Origin of the sequence: Psychrobacter sp. ANT_H56B (assembly GCF_008369245.1) — a bacterium.
Lineage (GTDB): Bacteria > Pseudomonadota > Gammaproteobacteria > Pseudomonadales > Moraxellaceae > Psychrobacter > Psychrobacter cryohalolentis.
Window position 1 is genome coordinate 245643 of the sequence record NZ_VOBF01000001.1, and the last position, 17120, is coordinate 262762.

11 protein-coding genes are annotated in these 17120 nt (G+C 42.3%); 8 read left to right on the top strand and 3 right to left on the bottom strand.

The features are described 5' to 3' along the window. Window positions 1-49: 49 nt before the first annotated feature. The 5 genes from FQ082_RS00935 (at window position 50) to FQ082_RS00955 (ending at window position 9764) form a co-directional block, all read left to right on the top strand. Window positions 50-937 (top strand): 16S rRNA (uracil(1498)-N(3))-methyltransferase, encoded by an 888-nt coding sequence (locus tag FQ082_RS00935; protein WP_149491697.1) that lies wholly within the window; start codon window positions 50-52, stop codon window positions 935-937. A gap of 54 nt (window positions 938-991) precedes the next feature. Then, window positions 992-2716, top strand: a complete 1725-nt coding sequence (locus FQ082_RS00940; protein ID WP_262498116.1) for a putative bifunctional diguanylate cyclase/phosphodiesterase — start codon at window positions 992-994, stop codon at window positions 2714-2716. Between the two features lie 330 nt (window positions 2717-3046). Beyond that, window positions 3047-4840 carry an acyl-CoA dehydrogenase C-terminal domain-containing protein gene (locus tag FQ082_RS00945; protein ID WP_149491699.1) on the top strand — a complete coding sequence of 598 codons (1794 nt, stop codon included), beginning with the start codon at window positions 3047-3049 and terminating at the stop codon, window positions 4838-4840. Between the two features lie 291 nt (window positions 4841-5131). After that, complete coding sequence (locus FQ082_RS00950) at window positions 5132-6916, top strand: acyl-CoA dehydrogenase C-terminal domain-containing protein (protein WP_149491700.1); 1785 nt, start codon at window positions 5132-5134, stop codon at window positions 6914-6916. 367 nt (window positions 6917-7283) lie between these two features. Next, entirely contained in the window at window positions 7284-9764 is a 2481-nt protein-coding gene (locus FQ082_RS00955) for a site-specific recombinase (protein WP_149491701.1), read from the top strand. A gap of 45 nt (window positions 9765-9809) precedes the next feature. Here the strand turns inward: FQ082_RS00955 and FQ082_RS00960 are convergent, their stop codons facing one another. Both FQ082_RS00960 and rsmA read right to left on the bottom strand, forming a co-directional pair. Beyond that, a complete protein-coding gene (locus tag FQ082_RS00960) occupies window positions 9810-10652 on the bottom strand; it encodes a symmetrical bis(5'-nucleosyl)-tetraphosphatase (RefSeq protein WP_149491702.1) in 843 nt (280 codons plus the stop codon). An 80-nt stretch (window positions 10653-10732) separates the two neighbouring features. Next, a complete protein-coding gene (gene rsmA, locus FQ082_RS00965) occupies window positions 10733-11596 on the bottom strand; it encodes a 16S rRNA (adenine(1518)-N(6)/adenine(1519)-N(6))-dimethyltransferase RsmA (protein WP_011513787.1) in 864 nt (287 codons plus the stop codon). 495 nt (window positions 11597-12091) lie between these two features. On the opposite strand from rsmA, the gene FQ082_RS00970 reads away from it, so the two are divergent. Further along, complete coding sequence (locus tag FQ082_RS00970) at window positions 12092-12748, top strand: tetratricopeptide repeat protein (RefSeq protein WP_011513788.1); 657 nt, start codon at window positions 12092-12094, stop codon at window positions 12746-12748. A 214-nt stretch (window positions 12749-12962) separates the two neighbouring features. Here the strand turns inward: FQ082_RS00970 and pdxA are convergent, their stop codons facing one another. Further along, window positions 12963-14072 carry a 4-hydroxythreonine-4-phosphate dehydrogenase PdxA gene (gene pdxA, locus FQ082_RS00975; RefSeq protein ID WP_149491703.1) on the bottom strand — a complete coding sequence of 370 codons (1110 nt, stop codon included), beginning with the start codon at window positions 14070-14072 and terminating at the stop codon, window positions 12963-12965. A 323-nt stretch (window positions 14073-14395) separates the two neighbouring features. Between pdxA and dnaB the strand changes: the two genes are divergently transcribed. Together dnaB and alr are read left to right on the top strand one after the other, a co-directional pair. Then, window positions 14396-15799 carry a replicative DNA helicase gene (dnaB, locus tag FQ082_RS00980; protein ID WP_011513790.1) on the top strand — a complete coding sequence of 468 codons (1404 nt, stop codon included), beginning with the start codon at window positions 14396-14398 and terminating at the stop codon, window positions 15797-15799. 127 nt (window positions 15800-15926) lie between these two features. Beyond that, window positions 15927-17033 carry an alanine racemase gene (gene alr, locus FQ082_RS00985; protein WP_149491704.1) on the top strand — a complete coding sequence of 369 codons (1107 nt, stop codon included), beginning with the start codon at window positions 15927-15929 and terminating at the stop codon, window positions 17031-17033. Window positions 17034-17120 lie beyond the last annotated feature (87 nt).

The following is a 17120-nucleotide window of genomic DNA, read 5'->3' on the forward strand; positions in this document are numbered from 1 at the left end:
GCTAAGATATTGAAAAATATCATGACCCCTATTATAGGAATAAGTAATTTTGCGACGTTTCTTTTATGCCACCAATAGCAACATTAGTAATGACGTTACCAATGAAAAGGCTGCGACCTACCCTCAGCTTAGCACCTTGCCTATCGGTGCCAGCGTCGAATTAACCGACAGTATCGTCCATCATTGGTGCCGTGTATTACGAGCAAATATTGGTGACCAAGGTGTTTTGTTTGATGGCTTTGGCGGTGAATATCAGGTACAGCTACTGACCATCAGTAAAAAAAACGCTACTGTGACCCTGCTTTCTCACACAAATAATGATAATAGTGCACCAATATTTACCAAAATCGGGCTGGTAATGAGTCGTGGCGAACGGATGGATTACGCCATTCAAAAATCTACCGAGCTTGGCGTCACTGCCATCCAATTGCTAAGCAGTCATCATGGCGAGGTCAATCTAAAACCTGCCCAAGTCGAAAAAAAGCTTGCTCATTGGCAGCAAGTTGCCATTGCCGCGTGTGAGCAATGCGGTCTTAACCGTCCACCGCTTATTATTGCGCCTATTCCCATTAACGATTGGCTTAAGCCTATCACAACGACCACGCCTGTAAAGATAGAAGCGACTATCAGCTCTATGGTTACCACCCTTAGTCAGGATGCTTATTATCAAGTATTACAACAACCCGCTGATTTGCGTTTACAGCTTAGTGTGCCAGCGGCAGGACAACCTGCTATGCCTGATGCGCTACTATCGGTATTACAGCAACCAGTGCCTTATATTGAATTGTTGATTGGTCCTGAAGGTGGCCTAAGTGCTAACGAATGCGCTCAAGCAGCAGACGTTGGTTTTGAGCCTTGGCAAATTGGCACAAGGGTATTACGAACAGAAACTGCGCCCGTAGTTGCACTAGCAACATTACAGGCGCTAATTAGTTAGCACTCATTTTATCCAGCCTTACTTATCAACTTACCTCCTTTTATGAGTTCATTTATGACTGCTTTTACACCAATGCCACTGGCGGATAAACAGCAATTATTGGTCAAACTTTGTGAACAATATGAAGATGCTATCTATATATTGGATGCAAATTTGTATTATTTATCGGTCAATGCAACTTATGAGCGCATGATCGGTTATACGGAAGATTTTTTACTTGGGCGTCCGCTTGGTATATACGCGGCTGAATTTTTATCAGAAGAAGAAAGATCTATTCTAGTAGATATTGCTGAACACTTAGACAGTCAAGGTTTTTATGAAAACGACTTTTCAATGCGAAATCGCTACGGAGAGCTTCTAGATTGTTATATGACCTATCGAAAAATAAAAATAGGTCATACTATTTATTACGTTGGTATGGTTAGAGATATGTCTGCCGTGGTAAAAAATAAAAAACAAGTCGCACACTTGTTAAACTACGACCAATTAACTGAACTGCCTAACCGTAAAGTATTTTTGAGCCAAACTAGCGACTTGTTACTGGATAGCTATCAAGAAGTTATCATTGTACGTTTAAATATTGATCGCTATCGCAGCCTTGCAAGCTTACTGGGTCCCGATGGTATCAATAGCTTAATAAAAAAATTTGTGACACGCATCAAAGACCTAAAACTTGGTTGTTTGCGCTGTTTCTCTCATTTTGGCGGTGATGATTTTGCTTTACTGTTTGAGTGTAGTGACGCCCATATGGTGCGCCATCAACTAGATATTTTGATGCAAATGTGTGAGCGTCCTTTCTTTATTAGTGATAATGGAGCCACAAATACCGAGGTGTATTGTCATGTCTCGGTCGGGGTCAGTTACTATCCTGAAAATGATAATGAGTTTATCGGCTTATTAACCAAAGCTGAAAGAGCATTAAATTATGTCAAGCAGCAAGGTGGCGACGATGTCTGTTGGTATAACAACTCCCTTCTTGAGCTCAATGCTGATCATTTACAATTAGAATATGAGCTTAAAAAAGCCACTAACGAAGGTCAGTTTATCGCCTATTATCAACCCAAATTCGCCCTAGATACAGGTGATATTTCAGGCTTTGAAGCTTTGGTACGCTGGCAGCATCCTATTCGCGGATTGCTGCAACCTATTGATTTTATTGATGCCATTATCTCTCACAAGTTATCGCTTGAGTTGTTCTCTCAAGTGGCAACCCAAATCGCTGAGCAGCTAAAAATTTGGCAAAAACTTGGCTTTGACCAACATATCTGTATCAATGCCGATGCCGCTGAATTCAGCAATCCAGAATTTTTTGATGTGGTCAGTAATTTACTGGCACAGCATCAAATTGCCGCGCACCAATTACATATTGAGGTGACAGAATCTTCTTTGATGAAGCGCCACTCTAATGTTAAAGAACAGCTAAATTCGTTAAAAGCGCTAGGGGTTTGCTTGGCTTTAGATGACTTTGGTACCGGCTATGCTTCTTTGAGTTATCTGCAAGAATATCCCTTTGACTTCATTAAAATCGATAAAAGTTTCATCTCTAAAATTACCGCAGACAAAACTCAACGTGCCATTGTTAACGCTATTTTGGCATTAGCAGAAGCACTGGATATGCAGGTCATCGCAGAAGGTATCGAAAATGAGCAACAGCGCGATTTGCTCTTGGCTATGGGTTGCCAGTATGGTCAAGGCTATTGGTTTGGCAAACCTATGTCTGCTGAAGTTACAACCAACATGTTAATGCAACAACATTTGTCTAAAAATAGCAATGACTAGAGAGCGAGTATAAAACACCCTCATATCGTTCCTCTACCATATCGATAAACGCGCTTAGCGTGTAGGCTATATTGTACATAGGATGCAAGATAGGTTGATGACTTATCAGTATTGTCTCCAAACTTGTATATTTTCCAGTGAACGCCTATCTTTTACCAAGAATTTACAGATACGGTCTTAATTCTTTTCTCAATGTTATTTCATATGATCGGTATCGTTGTTTGTTAATAATGCAGACACACTCCATGCCAGCAAGATACTAGCAACTCAGACTTACAACAACAGTCGTCCCATCGCTGTCGGTCATACACCAAAAAAGGACAGGAAGTTATGCAATATAAAGCACCCTTACGTGATATCCAATTCGTGATGCATGAGTTACTTGACAGCGAAAGCCATTATAAAACTTTACCAGCGTTCCAAGAAGCAGATCGTGAGCTAATGGACAGCCTGTTTGAAATGGCTGCAAGCTTTGCTGAAAATGAGCTATCACCATTAAACCAAAGCGGTGATGCTGAAGGCTGTCAGTTCAACAATGGTCAAGTGACGACGCCAAAAGGCTTTAAAGAAGCATACAAAGCGTATTGTGAGCTTGGCTTCCCAGCCCTATCTGCTGAAGAAGACTTCGGCGGTCAAAACATGCCGTTTTCATTATCGACAGTCATTAATGAAATGGTTGGTACGGCTAATTGGTCATTCTCTATGTACCCCGGTTTATCTCATGGTGCCATTCAAACCATCGAGCATCACGGTACAGACGAGCAAAAACAAACTTACCTAGAAAAAATGGTTAGCGGCGAATGGTCAGGCACCATGTGCTTGACTGAAGCACATGCAGGTTCTGATTTGGGTATTATCCGCACCAAAGCCGAGCCTAAAGAAGATGGCAGCTATAGCATCACTGGTCAAAAAATCTTTATTTCAGCTGGTGAGCATGACTTAACGGACAACATCATTCACATTGTATTGGCTCGTCTACCAGGCGCGCCTGCTGGCACAAAAGGCATCTCACTGTTTATCGTTCCTAAGGTAACGGTCAACGAAGATGGCAGCCTAGGTGAAAACAACAATGTCGTTTGTGGCTCTATCGAACACAAAATGGGTATCAAAGCTTCAGCCACGTGCGTGATGAATTTTGATGGCGCAACAGGTTATCTGATTGGCCCTGAAAACCGTGGTCTACAGTGCATGTTTACCTTTATGAACGTGGCACGTATTGGTACCGCAGTTCAAGGTTTGACAGCAGCAGAATATGCGTTCCAAGGCTCATTAACTTATGCCAAAGATCGCTTAGCAATGCGTTCATTATCTGGTGTTAAAGCCCCTGAAAAAGTAGCTGACCCTATCATTGTACATCCAGCGGTTCGTAACATGCTGTTGACTGAAAAAGCCTTTGCTGAAGGTGGCCGTGCTTTAGTCTATTACCTCTCACATTTTGCCGATACTGTCGCAAAAGGCGAAGGCGATGCGCTTAAATTTGCTGACCAAATGCTGTCATTATTGACGCCTATTGCTAAAGCGTTCTTGACAGAAACTGGTCTAGAAGCAGCCAACCATGGCGTACAGGTTTATGGTGGTCACGGCTTTATCAGTGAATGGGGTATGGAGCAAAACGTCCGTGATACGCGTATTGCATGTCTTTACGAAGGTACTACTGAAATCCAAGCGCTTGATCTATTAGGTCGTAAAGTATTGGGCTCACAAGGCAAGCTGCTAGCAAACTTCGTCAAAATCATCCAGACATTCTGTGAAGAAAACAAAGAAAACGACGAGATGGGTCAATTCATTCGCCCACTTGCCAAACATCTAAAAGAATGGGGCGATTTGACTGCACGTATCAGTATGCAAGCCACTGAAAATCCAGATGCAGTTGGCGGCGCGGCGGTCGATTATATGTATTTTAGCGGCTATGTGACGCTAGCCTACTTATGGGCACGCATGGCATTAGTGGCACAAACTGAACTTGCTAACGGTAGTAGCGAACAAGCATTCTACGATGCGAAAGTCAAAACTGCGCAGTTCTACTTTGCCAAACTGTTGCCACGTACCACCACTCACGTACAGCGTATCAGCACTGGTGTTGAGCCGTATATGAGCATGGATGTTGATCAATTTGCGTTTTAATTAACACCAAAAAATATTGATCGATCATTTTTTGTAGCGCTAAATAATGTATTTTCTATCGGCAACATACCAAGGTGTGTTGCCGATTTTATTTACTATCACTTAACATCTGCCATAGTCATTTTTTAAATAAAATAATCCATACTTTTGGTGTACGCATAATTCACGAACAAATACACCCGTGCGCAAGCTAATTTGCTAAACTTTAATAATGAATATTAAGCCCAACTCAAAAGATCTCTTATAAATTTGTTCAACTCACTTTTATTTATTTGAACCAAAGGAATGTTTATGGCTGTTTATAATGCCCCTCTTAATGACATGCGCTTTATCTTAAATGATGTGTTTAACGCGCCTAAATTTTGGCAAAATAACGAAAACCTTGCTCATGTCGATATGGAAACGGTCGATATGATTTTGGAAGAAATGGCAAAACTGACAAAAAACGTTTTGTTACCTATCAACCGTAGCGGTGATGAAGAAGGCGCAACCTTCCAAGGTGATGGCGTTGTTACGACTCCAACTGGCTTTAAAGAAGCTTATAAGCAGTATGCTGAATCTGGCTGGGTCGGCTTAAGTGGTAATTCTGAATACGGTGGTCAAGGTTTCCCAAAAATGGTGACCATGTTGACTGAAGAAATGGTATTCACTGCCAACCAATCATTTGCTCTCTACCCTAACCTAACTGTTGGCGCAACACTGTGCCTAAACGCGGCTGCCTCTGAAGAGCAAAAGCAAACTTACTTAGAGAAAATGTACAACGGCGAATGGGCTGGCACCATGTGCTTGACAGAGCCACATGCTGGTACTGACTTGGGTATCATCAAAACCAAAGCTATTCCTAATGATGACGGTAGCTATGATATCTCTGGTACCAAAATCTTTATCACTGGCGGTGAGCATGACCTAACTGACAATATCATTCATCTGGTACTGGCAAAAACACCGAATGCACCAGAAGGCTCAAAAGGTATTTCGCTATTTGTCGTACCAAAATTTTTGGTCAATGAAGATGGCAGCTTAGGCGAGCGCAATACCCTAGCAGTCGGCTCTATCGAGCATAAAATGGGTATCAAAGCCTCTGCCACTTGTGTGATGAACTTTGACAGCGCCAAAGGCTGGATGGTTGGTGCCGAAAACACTGGTCTGTCATCAATGTTCATTATGATGAACTATGAGCGTGTCACCATGGGTCTTCAAGGCCTTGGTGGTTCTGAGCTTGCTTATCAAAATGCGGCGTTATATGCCAATGACCGTGGTCAAGGTCGTAGCGATACCCAACTGCAAAGCCCAGAAAAACCAGCGGATGCCATCATTCATCATGCCGATGTACGCCGTATGCTGTTGAATGCCAAAGCCAATACCGAAGCCTCACGTTGCTTTGCGATGTACGTTGCCAAAAATCTTGATGAAGAGAAGTTTAGTACCGATCCAGAGGCCGCTCAAGCTGCTGCCGCACGTGTTGCTCTATTGACGCCCGTGGCTAAAGCATTCTTGACCGACAAAGCACTAGAAGCCACTATTGATTGCCAGCAAGTATTTGGCGGTCATGGCTATATACGTGAATGGGGTATGGAGCAAATCGTTCGTGATACTCGTATTGCCCAGATCTATGAAGGTACCAATGGTATTCAAGCGCTTGATTTACTAGGTCGTAAAGTGGCGAAAAATAACGGCAAATACGTTACCCATTTCTTAGGTGAAATTCGTGATTTTGTCAATAATATGCAAGCAGAGCACGGTATCAAGCAAGCGACGCTAGATGCTGCTGATACAATTGAAGCACTAACCACAACGGTGCTCAATAATATTGGTGATCGTAAGAATGAAATTAACGGTTGTGCGGTTGATTATATGCATGCCTTTGGTTACCTAGCCTACTCGTATATGTTTGCGTTGATGGTTGAAGCGGCTGATGGTAAAGAAGGTGATTTTTACACCAATAAAGCCAAGCTTGCTGATTATTTCGTTGGTCGTATCTTGCCACGTATCGATGCCCATGCTCAGATGGTTGAAGCTGGTAGTGATCCGATGATGAACTTTGACCTGAATTACTTTGACGTACCTGCTAGCTAATTGGTTACTTTTATAATAAAGTAAGCCCTGCCGCACTATGATAAAGGGGACAGTCACGCTACTGTCCCTTTTTTTGCCAAAAATATCTTCATAAAATTGACACAATAGTCATCAAAATACCTGCTAACAAAATAGTTGACTATTGATGAGCCGTTACGATTAAAATAACGCAAAACCAGATGCCTTAAACTTAATAAAAATATACTAAAACTTATAAATGAGGGCGCAGTACATTAACAAGCGGTAAATTAATAAAGATATGTATCGCCACAGTGATAATTACAGCCAGTCACTAAAAGAAGAATATGTCTTATTTCACATACTACATAATAACGATGATTGAAATAACTACCATAAGGGATACGATGTGTCAGAGATAAAACACATTTTACAACAGATTACTGCCTTAAGTGATGTACCAGATCCCGCGGTACTTAAGCGCTTAATCGATGAGCTACGAGTAAGTGATAAAGAGCCTACTTTAGCCAATCAGAATATTCAAAATCTTATTGAGGTGCTACGTCAGCATCCAGAATATGGCGATGGGCTGTCGAGTTTTGTCTTAAAACTTATTATCGAATACCGCCAGATTGCTCTTTATACCGATACTGGCATTATGTCAGATCAGGGTTTCTTTTACAGTTTGCGCCGTTTGATTGGTCATCGTTTTTTGCCACTACTGCCACAAGAAGATTCTGTCGTAGAATTGGTTGGTTATTTATTTGATAAACGCTCTGATGAGCGCTGGCTTGCCCATATCGAAAAAGAAAAATGGGATGAGCTGGTCGGGCTACTCAAAGTCCATGAGCAGCATCTAAACTTAGTCGCGACGGCAAAAAACAGTATTTTGAACGCGATTATCATTTTATCGTATCGTATCAGCGGTATTGGCTTGCATCCAGACTTGATGGAATCTTACCCGCAAATGCTGAATTATTCAGCGTCGTTTGTGGCACAAAATCAAGAAGCAGTCTTGTACGTCAATCAGTACCGAGAAGCACATGAGCTCGACACCTTAACCGATATTATTCCCGAAAAAGCCGTGGATCCAGCGCCTCTATTGGTCATGATTGAGCAATGCGAAGACATCGTTGCCACCATACGCAAGCGCATTTACAAAACCGGTATCTCTATTCGCCTAACCAACATGATGCTACGATTAGATCAAAGCTTACAGCGCATGCGCATATTGACTGAGCTGGTAGCAAACAACTATGATAAGCGCGATCGGGCAATAATTGAGTTGATTCAAGCGCTGATTACGACTGCCAGTCATCGTTATAGTATTGGCTATTTGATTGACAATAATACTAAGCTGCTATCGCGAAAAGTCACTGAAAACGCCAGCCGCGTTGGCGAACACTATATTAGTACTGATAAATCCGGTTATCAGAAGATGTTTAAAAAAGCCTCTATCGGTGGCTTTATCATTGCTTTCATGGCGACGACTAAGATATTGGCATATCACTTAGCTCTCGCACCTATGGGTCGCGCCTTTGTCAATAGTATGATTTATGGTTTGGGCTTTGTTTTCATCCACATCGTCCATGGTACAGTCGCTACCAAACAGCCTGCCATGACAGCGGCAGCTATCGCCTCAACCATATCAGACAGCTCGGGTAAAAAGTCCCATCAGTTAAATAAGCTGTCTGAATTGGTGGTCGATATTTTACGCACCCAGTTTATTGCCATCATGGGTAATATTATGATGGCTATACCAGTCGCCTTGATCATCTCTTTTGCTTGGTTGCAATATACTGGCGCGCCGATGATTGATACCGATAAGGCCGCTCACCTACTTCATGATCTCGACCCTTTTCGCTCACTAGCTTTGCCACATGCTGCTATTGCTGGGGTGTATTTATTCTTATCGGGTCTAATTGCTGGCTATTATGATAATTTGGCAGTCTACAACCAGATAGGGGCCCGTATTCAGCGTCATAAGCTATTACAGTATTTATTGCCCAAAGCATGGCTACAACGTTTAGGCGGCTTTATAGAAGCCAATCTTGGTGCCATCATGGGCAACTTTATCTTTGGGGTTTTCCTAGGAAGTACTGCAACGATTGGTTTCTTATTTGGCTTACCAATTGATATTCGCCATATTGCCTTTGCTTCAGCGAACTTGGCTCATGGCTTATTTAATATGTCGTCCAATCAGCTAGAGTGGCAAGTGGTGCTGCTTTCTGTCTTTGGCGTCTTACTTATCGGTATGGTCAACTTGATCGTCAGTTTCTCACTGGCACTTCTTGTCGCTTTACGCTCAAAAGAGGTGAAATTCGTTGATTGGAGTCGCTTAACTAAGCAACTCTTCAGCCACTTAATGACGCATCCTTCTGACTTTTTTTGGCCACGCGACAAACCGATGAAGTATGCACGTATTGATAGCCAAGGTCAGATGATTTTCGATGATACCGCCCCACAAAATAGCAATCAGCCACTTCCCAAAAACTATGTGGTAAGGCGCTTATCTGATGTCAAAGTGCTCCCAAAAGCCTTGCAGAAGAAGACAGAAGGACAGCAGGCGGTCACTGATATACATTATGCTAATCCATCAGCAGAACATCAGCTGAGTCCTGAACTAAACAACCGCGAAGCTCATATTACCGTCAATAAACCAGCCATGAATAAAACCATTGAGCTTGATGATGGTCTGACAGAGGAAGCACTTAGCAGCGTCCCTTATAGTCAGGATATTCAATATGGTAAAACGCATGCTGCGTTTGATGAGAATAATCAGATGGTACCTGATACGATTGGTCAAGACAACCCTGCTGATAACAAAGTTGCAGGCGACGCCAAAACGCCACTACCTAAACCAAAAAAGCCACCAAATCTACCCAGTTAATGGGTTAATTTGATGGCTTGATTGGTTTTTGGAATCACTAAAAAATTAAGAAGATATCGGCAAGCACTGCGCACTTGACGTAATGGTCTTGCCATCACTTAAGCGATAGGCTAGCAAATGATTGCCCCAAACACAGCCACCATCTAGTGCACGAGCATAAGGCAGATCAATCTCACCTTTGAGTGCGGCCCAATGCCCAAATAACACCTTACGCGTGCGCGGCACTTGCCATTCAAACCAAGGCAAAAAATCCTCTGGCATGCGCTCATCTAGCCCTGAGGTAAAGCTAAATTCAAGCAGCCCATCCTGCTGACATAAGCGCATGCGAGTAAAATAATTGGCAATCGCTCGCATTTTCGTAAATCCATGAATGTCTGCATACCACTTATCTGCCGTCTTGCTATAGAGATTTGGCAACAATCTATCAAGCTGTTTTAAATGACTGCGCAACTGCGACTCTAACTGATGTGCATACTTTTCGGCGTCTTCAATACTCCAGTGCGGCGGAATACCGGCATGCACCAGCACCGTATGCTTATCAGGATAAACCAATAATGGCTGATGACGTAGCCACTCTAGCAACTCATCACAATCATCGGCTGCAAAAATCGGTGCTGTCTTATCTTTTTTCTTGATTTTCGTCGCTCCACGCCATACGGCTAGCAAATTGATATCATGATTGCCAAGTACGGTCGCGGCTGCCCCTTGCTCACACAAATCTTTGACATGACGCAAGGTATTTAAAGAGTCCTCGCCGCGTGCCACTAAGTCGCCTGCAAACCATAATTTATCTTGCTCAGGATCAAAATCCAATGTTTTAAGTAGCTGAAGATACGCAGCATAGCAGCCTTGCAAATCACCGATGACATACTGATGACGATAACTCATAAGCTCTCAATCTTTCTTGTGGATATTGTAGATACTACTTAGCAATCAATGATATCTGCGGTATGAATAGCACTGATAAATCAGCCTTCTACTTTACGCGCTTGATTGCTCAAATTGACAAAATCTTTCACGCTTAAGGTTTCAGGACGGGCTTGTGGATCAATGGCGCAAGCTGCAAAATCGTCTTCGCTCAACGTCGGCAATAACGTTGATTTTTTGAATATAGCGCGTAACGTTTTACGGCGATGATTAAAGGTTTCGCGCACTACCAATGCAAAATACTCTTCATCTTCTGCCACGACTGGCTTAATAATGTGCGGCGTCAGACGAAATACGGCACTGGTCACTTTTGGCGGCGGATTAAAAGCACCACGTGGTACGGTGAGCAAATAATCCGTATGGCAGTGATACTGCATAATGACCGATAGGCGACCATAGGTTTTGCTACCGACATCAGCGGTGATACGTTCAACCACTTCTTTTTGCAGCATAAAGTGCATGTCTTCAATCACATCGGCATAGCTGAGTAAGTGAAAGAGTATGGGCGTTGAGATGTTATACGGTAGATTACCTACCACGCGTAATTTGCCGCGCTCATCGCTATAAAGCTCCCGATAATCCACATGCATGGCATTGTTTTTGATAATCTCAAAATTTGGATGACTATTAGCCCCAATACGGATACGCAAGCTATCTGCCAAATCACGATCTAGCTCGACCACGGTCATCGCATCTACTTCAGCTAATAACGGTTCAGTTAATGCGCCCATCCCTGGCCCAATCTCAATCAAATTGTCATCACGCTCTAAGCGAATGCTCTCAACAATCTCACGGATAACACTACGGTCATGTAAGAAGTTTTGACCAAAGCGTTTACGCGGTTGGTGTTTGGCAGCACGTAGGCTGTTGGTAATAGATTGAGCATCAAATGTAGTTTTTGACATAGAATAGTCTTAATGAGTAAGAGGTAAAAGTGAGCAATGACGATAAAATGAGTGTTTTATTGGGATGAATTATATCACAGCTTATTATTTGACTGTGTTTTTGAGATATTTGATCCGTAAACTACCCATACCTTGGCGCAACCGACACAGTAGCTTTTTTGTTCTAAACCATTTGCTATAATATTGGTTATATATACGGTACCCTAGTGAGGACTTGAACACTAGGCTGTAGGCTACTAGTATCAATGTTTTAACTCGCTGAAATACTCACAGGGTACTTCATGATGTACTTACCATACATATTCTATTAGTGATCGGTGCGCTATACAGGCATCGAATGTATTTCAACAACGCGTCTTATGATAAAGAGAGTATAGAGTTATTTGTAATTAGTAAAAAACATAGCCCCTCAAGAAAGGCTTTTTTTGCTAGTAGACTAAGTTTTTTAGCAAATGGTATGATTAACGAATAAACCACAGTTAGTGACGCGACTCTATGATCTTTTCTAAGTCTAAAATGACAACTACCCTTCTTTTTCTTTTATCTTCACCATTTTTGTTGATGGGTTGCCAACAAATTCAAAGTGCAACTAATCAACAAGCTTTACAGACGCAATTGAAGGTTAAGAAAGAAAGTGATGTTGCAAAGCTACAAAGACTGGCAGAACAAGGCGATGTAAAATCGCAGTTTAATCTTGCCGAGAGATATAGAGAAGGTATAGAAATAAATATAGATTGTGACAAAGCAACCTATTGGTACAATAAAGCAGCTAATGAAGGAGATATAGCGGCTCAGTCCAACTTAGGCGTCATGTACAGTCTAGGTTACTGTGTATCTCAAGACTATAATAAAGCAGTATATTGGTACACGAAAGCAGCTGATCAAGGAGACGTAGCGGCTCAGTTCACTCTAGGTGACTTATACCACAAAGGTTATGGTGTGCCGCAAGATTATAATAAAGCAATTTATTGGTACACAAAAGCAGCTAGTCAAGACTATCCATTTGCTCAATATGCTATAGCCACTATGTACGAAAAAGGTCAGGGCGTACGTCAAGATTATGCTATTGCTAAAGAATGGTATGACAAAGCATGTGATATTGGATTTCAATCATCAGGTTGCGATGAATATAAGACTAATTATAGTAAATAATTTTGAATAGAGAAGAGTTGACTTAGATTAATTTTCCTGAGGTATACCCCAATGGAACCAGCTATTTCACCCTCTAAACCTATTAACAGACCACTTAAAACAGACTGGTATAATGGAACCACTTATATTAAGGCGTGTTTGATGATTCATAAATAGGTATTACTGACGGTAACGTTATCCAATACTGAGTGACAAATCTCGCCAAAGTATCGACTTATACAAGAAGTCTATCAATAAGCGATTTATCGGCCATCTCATTTGCCATGATGAGTGCTTGGTATAGGCTGGTGGCACTAGCACCGCCACGTCCTGCCAAATCAAGCGCAGTACCGTGATCGACAGAAGTACGAATATAAGGCAGTCCCAAAGTCAAATTGACTGTATCACCAAAGCCATGTGACTTGAGTACAGGCAACCCTTGGTCGTGATACATGGCAATCACTGCATCGCAGTTGGCTAAATGTCTCGGCGTGAATAAAGTATCTGCCGGCATCGCCTCTGATATATCTATCCCAATATTGATAAATTCTCGTAGCACTGGATTGATAATCTCAATCTCCTCAATGCCCAAATGCCCGCCCTCGCCCGCATGCGGATTTAGACCGCAAACTAAGATACGCGGCTGCGTCAAGCCAAATTTCTCACGCATATCATCGATAACAATTTGCACTGTTTGGCGTACGTTATCGGCAGTGATGGCTGCAGGCACGTCTTTTAATGCCAAGTGCGTGGTAACAAGTGCCACTTTCATGGCTTCATTAGCAAGCATCATGACGACTTTATCACAGCCACTTTGCTGCATAAAAAATTCGGTATGACCGCTGAACATCGTGCCATCTAACAGTTTAATACCAGCATCTATCAATGCAGATTTTTGTAGTGGTCCGGTGACGATAGCGGCGACTGTTTTGTTGGCTGCCAGTTTATGCGCTATTTCCAACTGTGTAACCACCATTGCGGAGTTATTGATATCAATTTTCCCACAAGCGACGGGCGCAGCACAGGGAATATTTAATAAGATAAAAGCATTATCATTATTAACAGCGCCACTGTTAATACTCTGCTGTGACATTTGATTTAAAAAATCATCGTCATCTATAATTGCCTCATTTGCATTGATCGTTTTCCAAGGTGGGCAGCTTTTTAATATGCCCGCAGCAATGAGCTCATCGGCACGTTTTTGCATTGCTTTGCTATCTGCCGTGACCCAAACTGGACGATCAAAATCCTGTAACTTACCCTCAGCCGCTAGCAGCAGTACGATATCCATACCAATACCCGCAGGTTCACCAGTCGTGATTAATAATGGCAATTTTTCTTGCATAGCACTAACATCCTATTATTGTATTAAGAAGCTGATTCTATTGTATTTTTTATGATAAATGAGCGTATGTAAAGCTGTATTATATGCCATGAACTTCATTTCATAGAAGCAGGCATTTTTATAGATAATTACTTATCTGGGCTGAAAAAATCACATAATGTGTTAAACTTTCGCTTTTGATTGTAGCATTTACTGGCAAGCGTGAGATGACGTTTTGGTACTTCTCTCATCGAGGTGCATTGCGCTTGCTTTGCTGTATCATGACTAAAATAAATACTTACAACAATACCCATCTATACCGACTTTTGAAATATTAGGCACTCATGGCAGATACTGAAAAAACCGACGACTTACTCAATCAAACACCGCCGCACAATATCGATATTGAAAAGGCGCTGCTGGCGTCTTTGATGAGCATCGAAGAGGCATACGATAAGATTGCAGATATCGTTACCAAAGACGATTTTTATGCTGGGCGACATCAGTATATTTTTGATGCTATTGCGCATTTAGCTGCAGTCAATGAGCCTTATGACACGGTTATGGTACATGATTGGTTAGAGGCACAAAAGCTGCTAAAAAGCGCAGGCGGCGACAGTTATTTGGCGGATATCTTGAGCCAAAGTCCAGCAACTTTGTTTAACCTGACGGCTTACGCCCAGCGTGTACGCGAGCTATCGACACTACGTCAGCTGATTACTACCGGCAATGATATGTTGACCCTAGCCTATAATCCCAAAGACCAAACCGTCAGCGATATTTTGGATAACGTAGAAGCAAAAATATTTAGCATCAATGAGCAGCATAATAAACGTGCAGAGCAGCGTGGACCTGTCGGTATTACTGCCGTATTGACCAATGTTATTGATAAAATCCAAGAGCTCAAATCAAATCCAGATGGCATGATTGGACTACAAACCCCATTTGTTGAGCTCAATAATAAAACCCAAGGCTTGCAAGCAGGCGATTTAGTCATTGTGGCTGCGCGTCCATCAATGGGTAAAACCACCTTTGCGATGAACTTAGCAGAAGGGATTTTATTTAATGAAGATTTGCCCGTAGTGGTATTTTCAATGGAGATGCCCGCAGAATCTATCGTGATGCGTTTGCTATCATCTTGGGGCGCAATCAACCAAACACATCTGCGGTCAGGGCAAATGAATGAAGACGAATGGGCAAAAATGATGAACGCCATTCAGCATTTGCAGTCAAAGCATCTATATATTGATGACAGTACTGCCCTGCCACCCTCTGAGCTGCGTTCACGCTGCCGCCGTATTGCCAAAAATCATGATGGCAAGCTTGGCGCTATCATTGTCGATTATCTACAATTAATGAAAGTACCCGGTCTAGATGGCAACCGTGTTGGGGAAATCTCTGAGATTTCTCGAAGTTTAAAAGCATTAGCACGTGAGCTTGAATGTCCAGTTATCGCCTTGTCGCAGCTTAACCGTAGTCTAGAAAATCGTCCTAACAAACGTCCTATTATGTCGGATCTGCGTGAATCTGGTGCGATTGAGCAGGATGCCGATTTGATTATGTTCATCTATCGTGATGAGGTTTATAATGAAAACTCAGATCACAAAGGTGTGGCTGAAATCATTATTGGTAAGCAGCGTAACGGCCCTATCGGCACCATACGTTTGGGTTTTGAAGGACAATTTACCCGCTTTATCAATTTGACGCCAGAATACTATCAAAATGTCAGTTTTGAGAACGACGAATAATAAAACTGACAGATAATTACGCATCAAAATTGCTCGTAAAAATGGCCAGTGACTCATCAACTCAATTGATGAATTACTGGCTTTATAAATTTATCCCTTCATCACTTTGCTAAAAAAGAAGACGATTATGCGCACAATCACTATCAAGCCTGCCGCCATTACTCATAATCTTAATCAAGTAAAAGCGTTAGCACCAAAATCTAAGGTTCTTGCGATGGTAAAAGCCAATGCCTATGGACATGGCGTCGCCGCCGTCCTACCAGCGTTACAGCAAGCAGATGGTATCGGGGTCGCTACTTTAAGAGAAGCGTTAGAAGCACGGCAATTGGGCTGGGATAAAACCATTGGGCTTATTGAAGGGGCGTTTACTTTTGATGAGTGGCAGCAAGCAATTGAACACGATATCAGTTGCGTGATTCATCATGCGCCGCAATTGGACTGGGCATTAGAGCAAATACCACCTGTTGATAGCGCCACTCGAGTGGTTTGGATAAAGTACAACACGGGTATGAATCGTTTAGGTTTTAATAACCAAACGCTTATTTCAGCCGCAAAATCTCTGCATGATGCTGGCTATCAGCTGATTTTGACCACCCATTTTGCCAATGCCGACAATCAAGATCACCCATTAAATGCCATACAAATTCAGCGTTTTAATGACATGCTAAATACTTTACGACAAACAGTCAGTACCAATATTAAAGGATCGTTGTGCAACTCTGCTGGTATCGTTAATTTCCCAGAGCATCATCATGATTGGGTACGTCCAGGCATTATGTTATATGGCAGTGCGCCTGTTATCGACCAAAGCGCGTATACGCTAAATTTGCAGCCAGCCATGGAATTTAGCGCACAAATTATTGCCTTGCAGACCGTACAAGCTGGCGACGCCATCGGTTATGGCAGCCGCTGGATAGCTCAGCAAGATGTTAAAACGGCTCTCGTTAGTATTGGTTATGGTGATGGATATCCCCGCGTTGTCAATGAAGATGCTTATGTTTCAGTCATTGACGCCTTAAATCAGCAACGCTACTCATGTGCAGTGATTGGGCGCGTCGCAATGGATATGATTGTCATCGATGTGAGCGCTGTACCAGAGAGTAGCGCTTTAAATAGCAAGGTCATACTATGGGGTGATGCGCCGCATGTTGATGAAGTTGCCACCCATGCTGATACGATTGGCTATGAGCTACTATGTCGTCTAAGCGTACGTCCAAATCGTATACAGATGTAATCGCCATGTCAGATAATGTCTCATCGAATGCAGGTTTGCATGACTGATAAATCATGGCAAATTGGACATTTACATTGAGAGTAATTG

Coding starts and splice junctions, on each gene's coding strand:
- FQ082_RS00940 (WP_262498116.1), top strand. CDS start 992: ATGACTGCTTTTACACCAATGCCACTGGCGGATAAACAGCAATTATTG.
- FQ082_RS00945 (WP_149491699.1), top strand. CDS start 3,047: ATGCAATATAAAGCACCCTTACGTGATATCCAATTCGTGATGCATGAG.
- FQ082_RS00950 (WP_149491700.1), top strand. CDS start 5,132: ATGGCTGTTTATAATGCCCCTCTTAATGACATGCGCTTTATCTTAAAT.
- FQ082_RS00960 (WP_149491702.1), bottom strand. CDS start 10,652: ATGAGTTATCGTCATCAGTATGTCATCGGTGATTTGCAAGGCTGCTAT.
- rsmA (WP_011513787.1), bottom strand. CDS start 11,596: ATGTCAAAAACTACATTTGATGCTCAATCTATTACCAACAGCCTACGT.
- FQ082_RS00970 (WP_011513788.1), top strand. CDS start 12,092: ATGATCTTTTCTAAGTCTAAAATGACAACTACCCTTCTTTTTCTTTTA.
- pdxA (WP_149491703.1), bottom strand. CDS start 14,072: ATGCAAGAAAAATTGCCATTATTAATCACGACTGGTGAACCTGCGGGT.
- dnaB (WP_011513790.1), top strand. CDS start 14,396: ATGGCAGATACTGAAAAAACCGACGACTTACTCAATCAAACACCGCCG.
- alr (WP_149491704.1), top strand. CDS start 15,927: ATGCGCACAATCACTATCAAGCCTGCCGCCATTACTCATAATCTTAAT.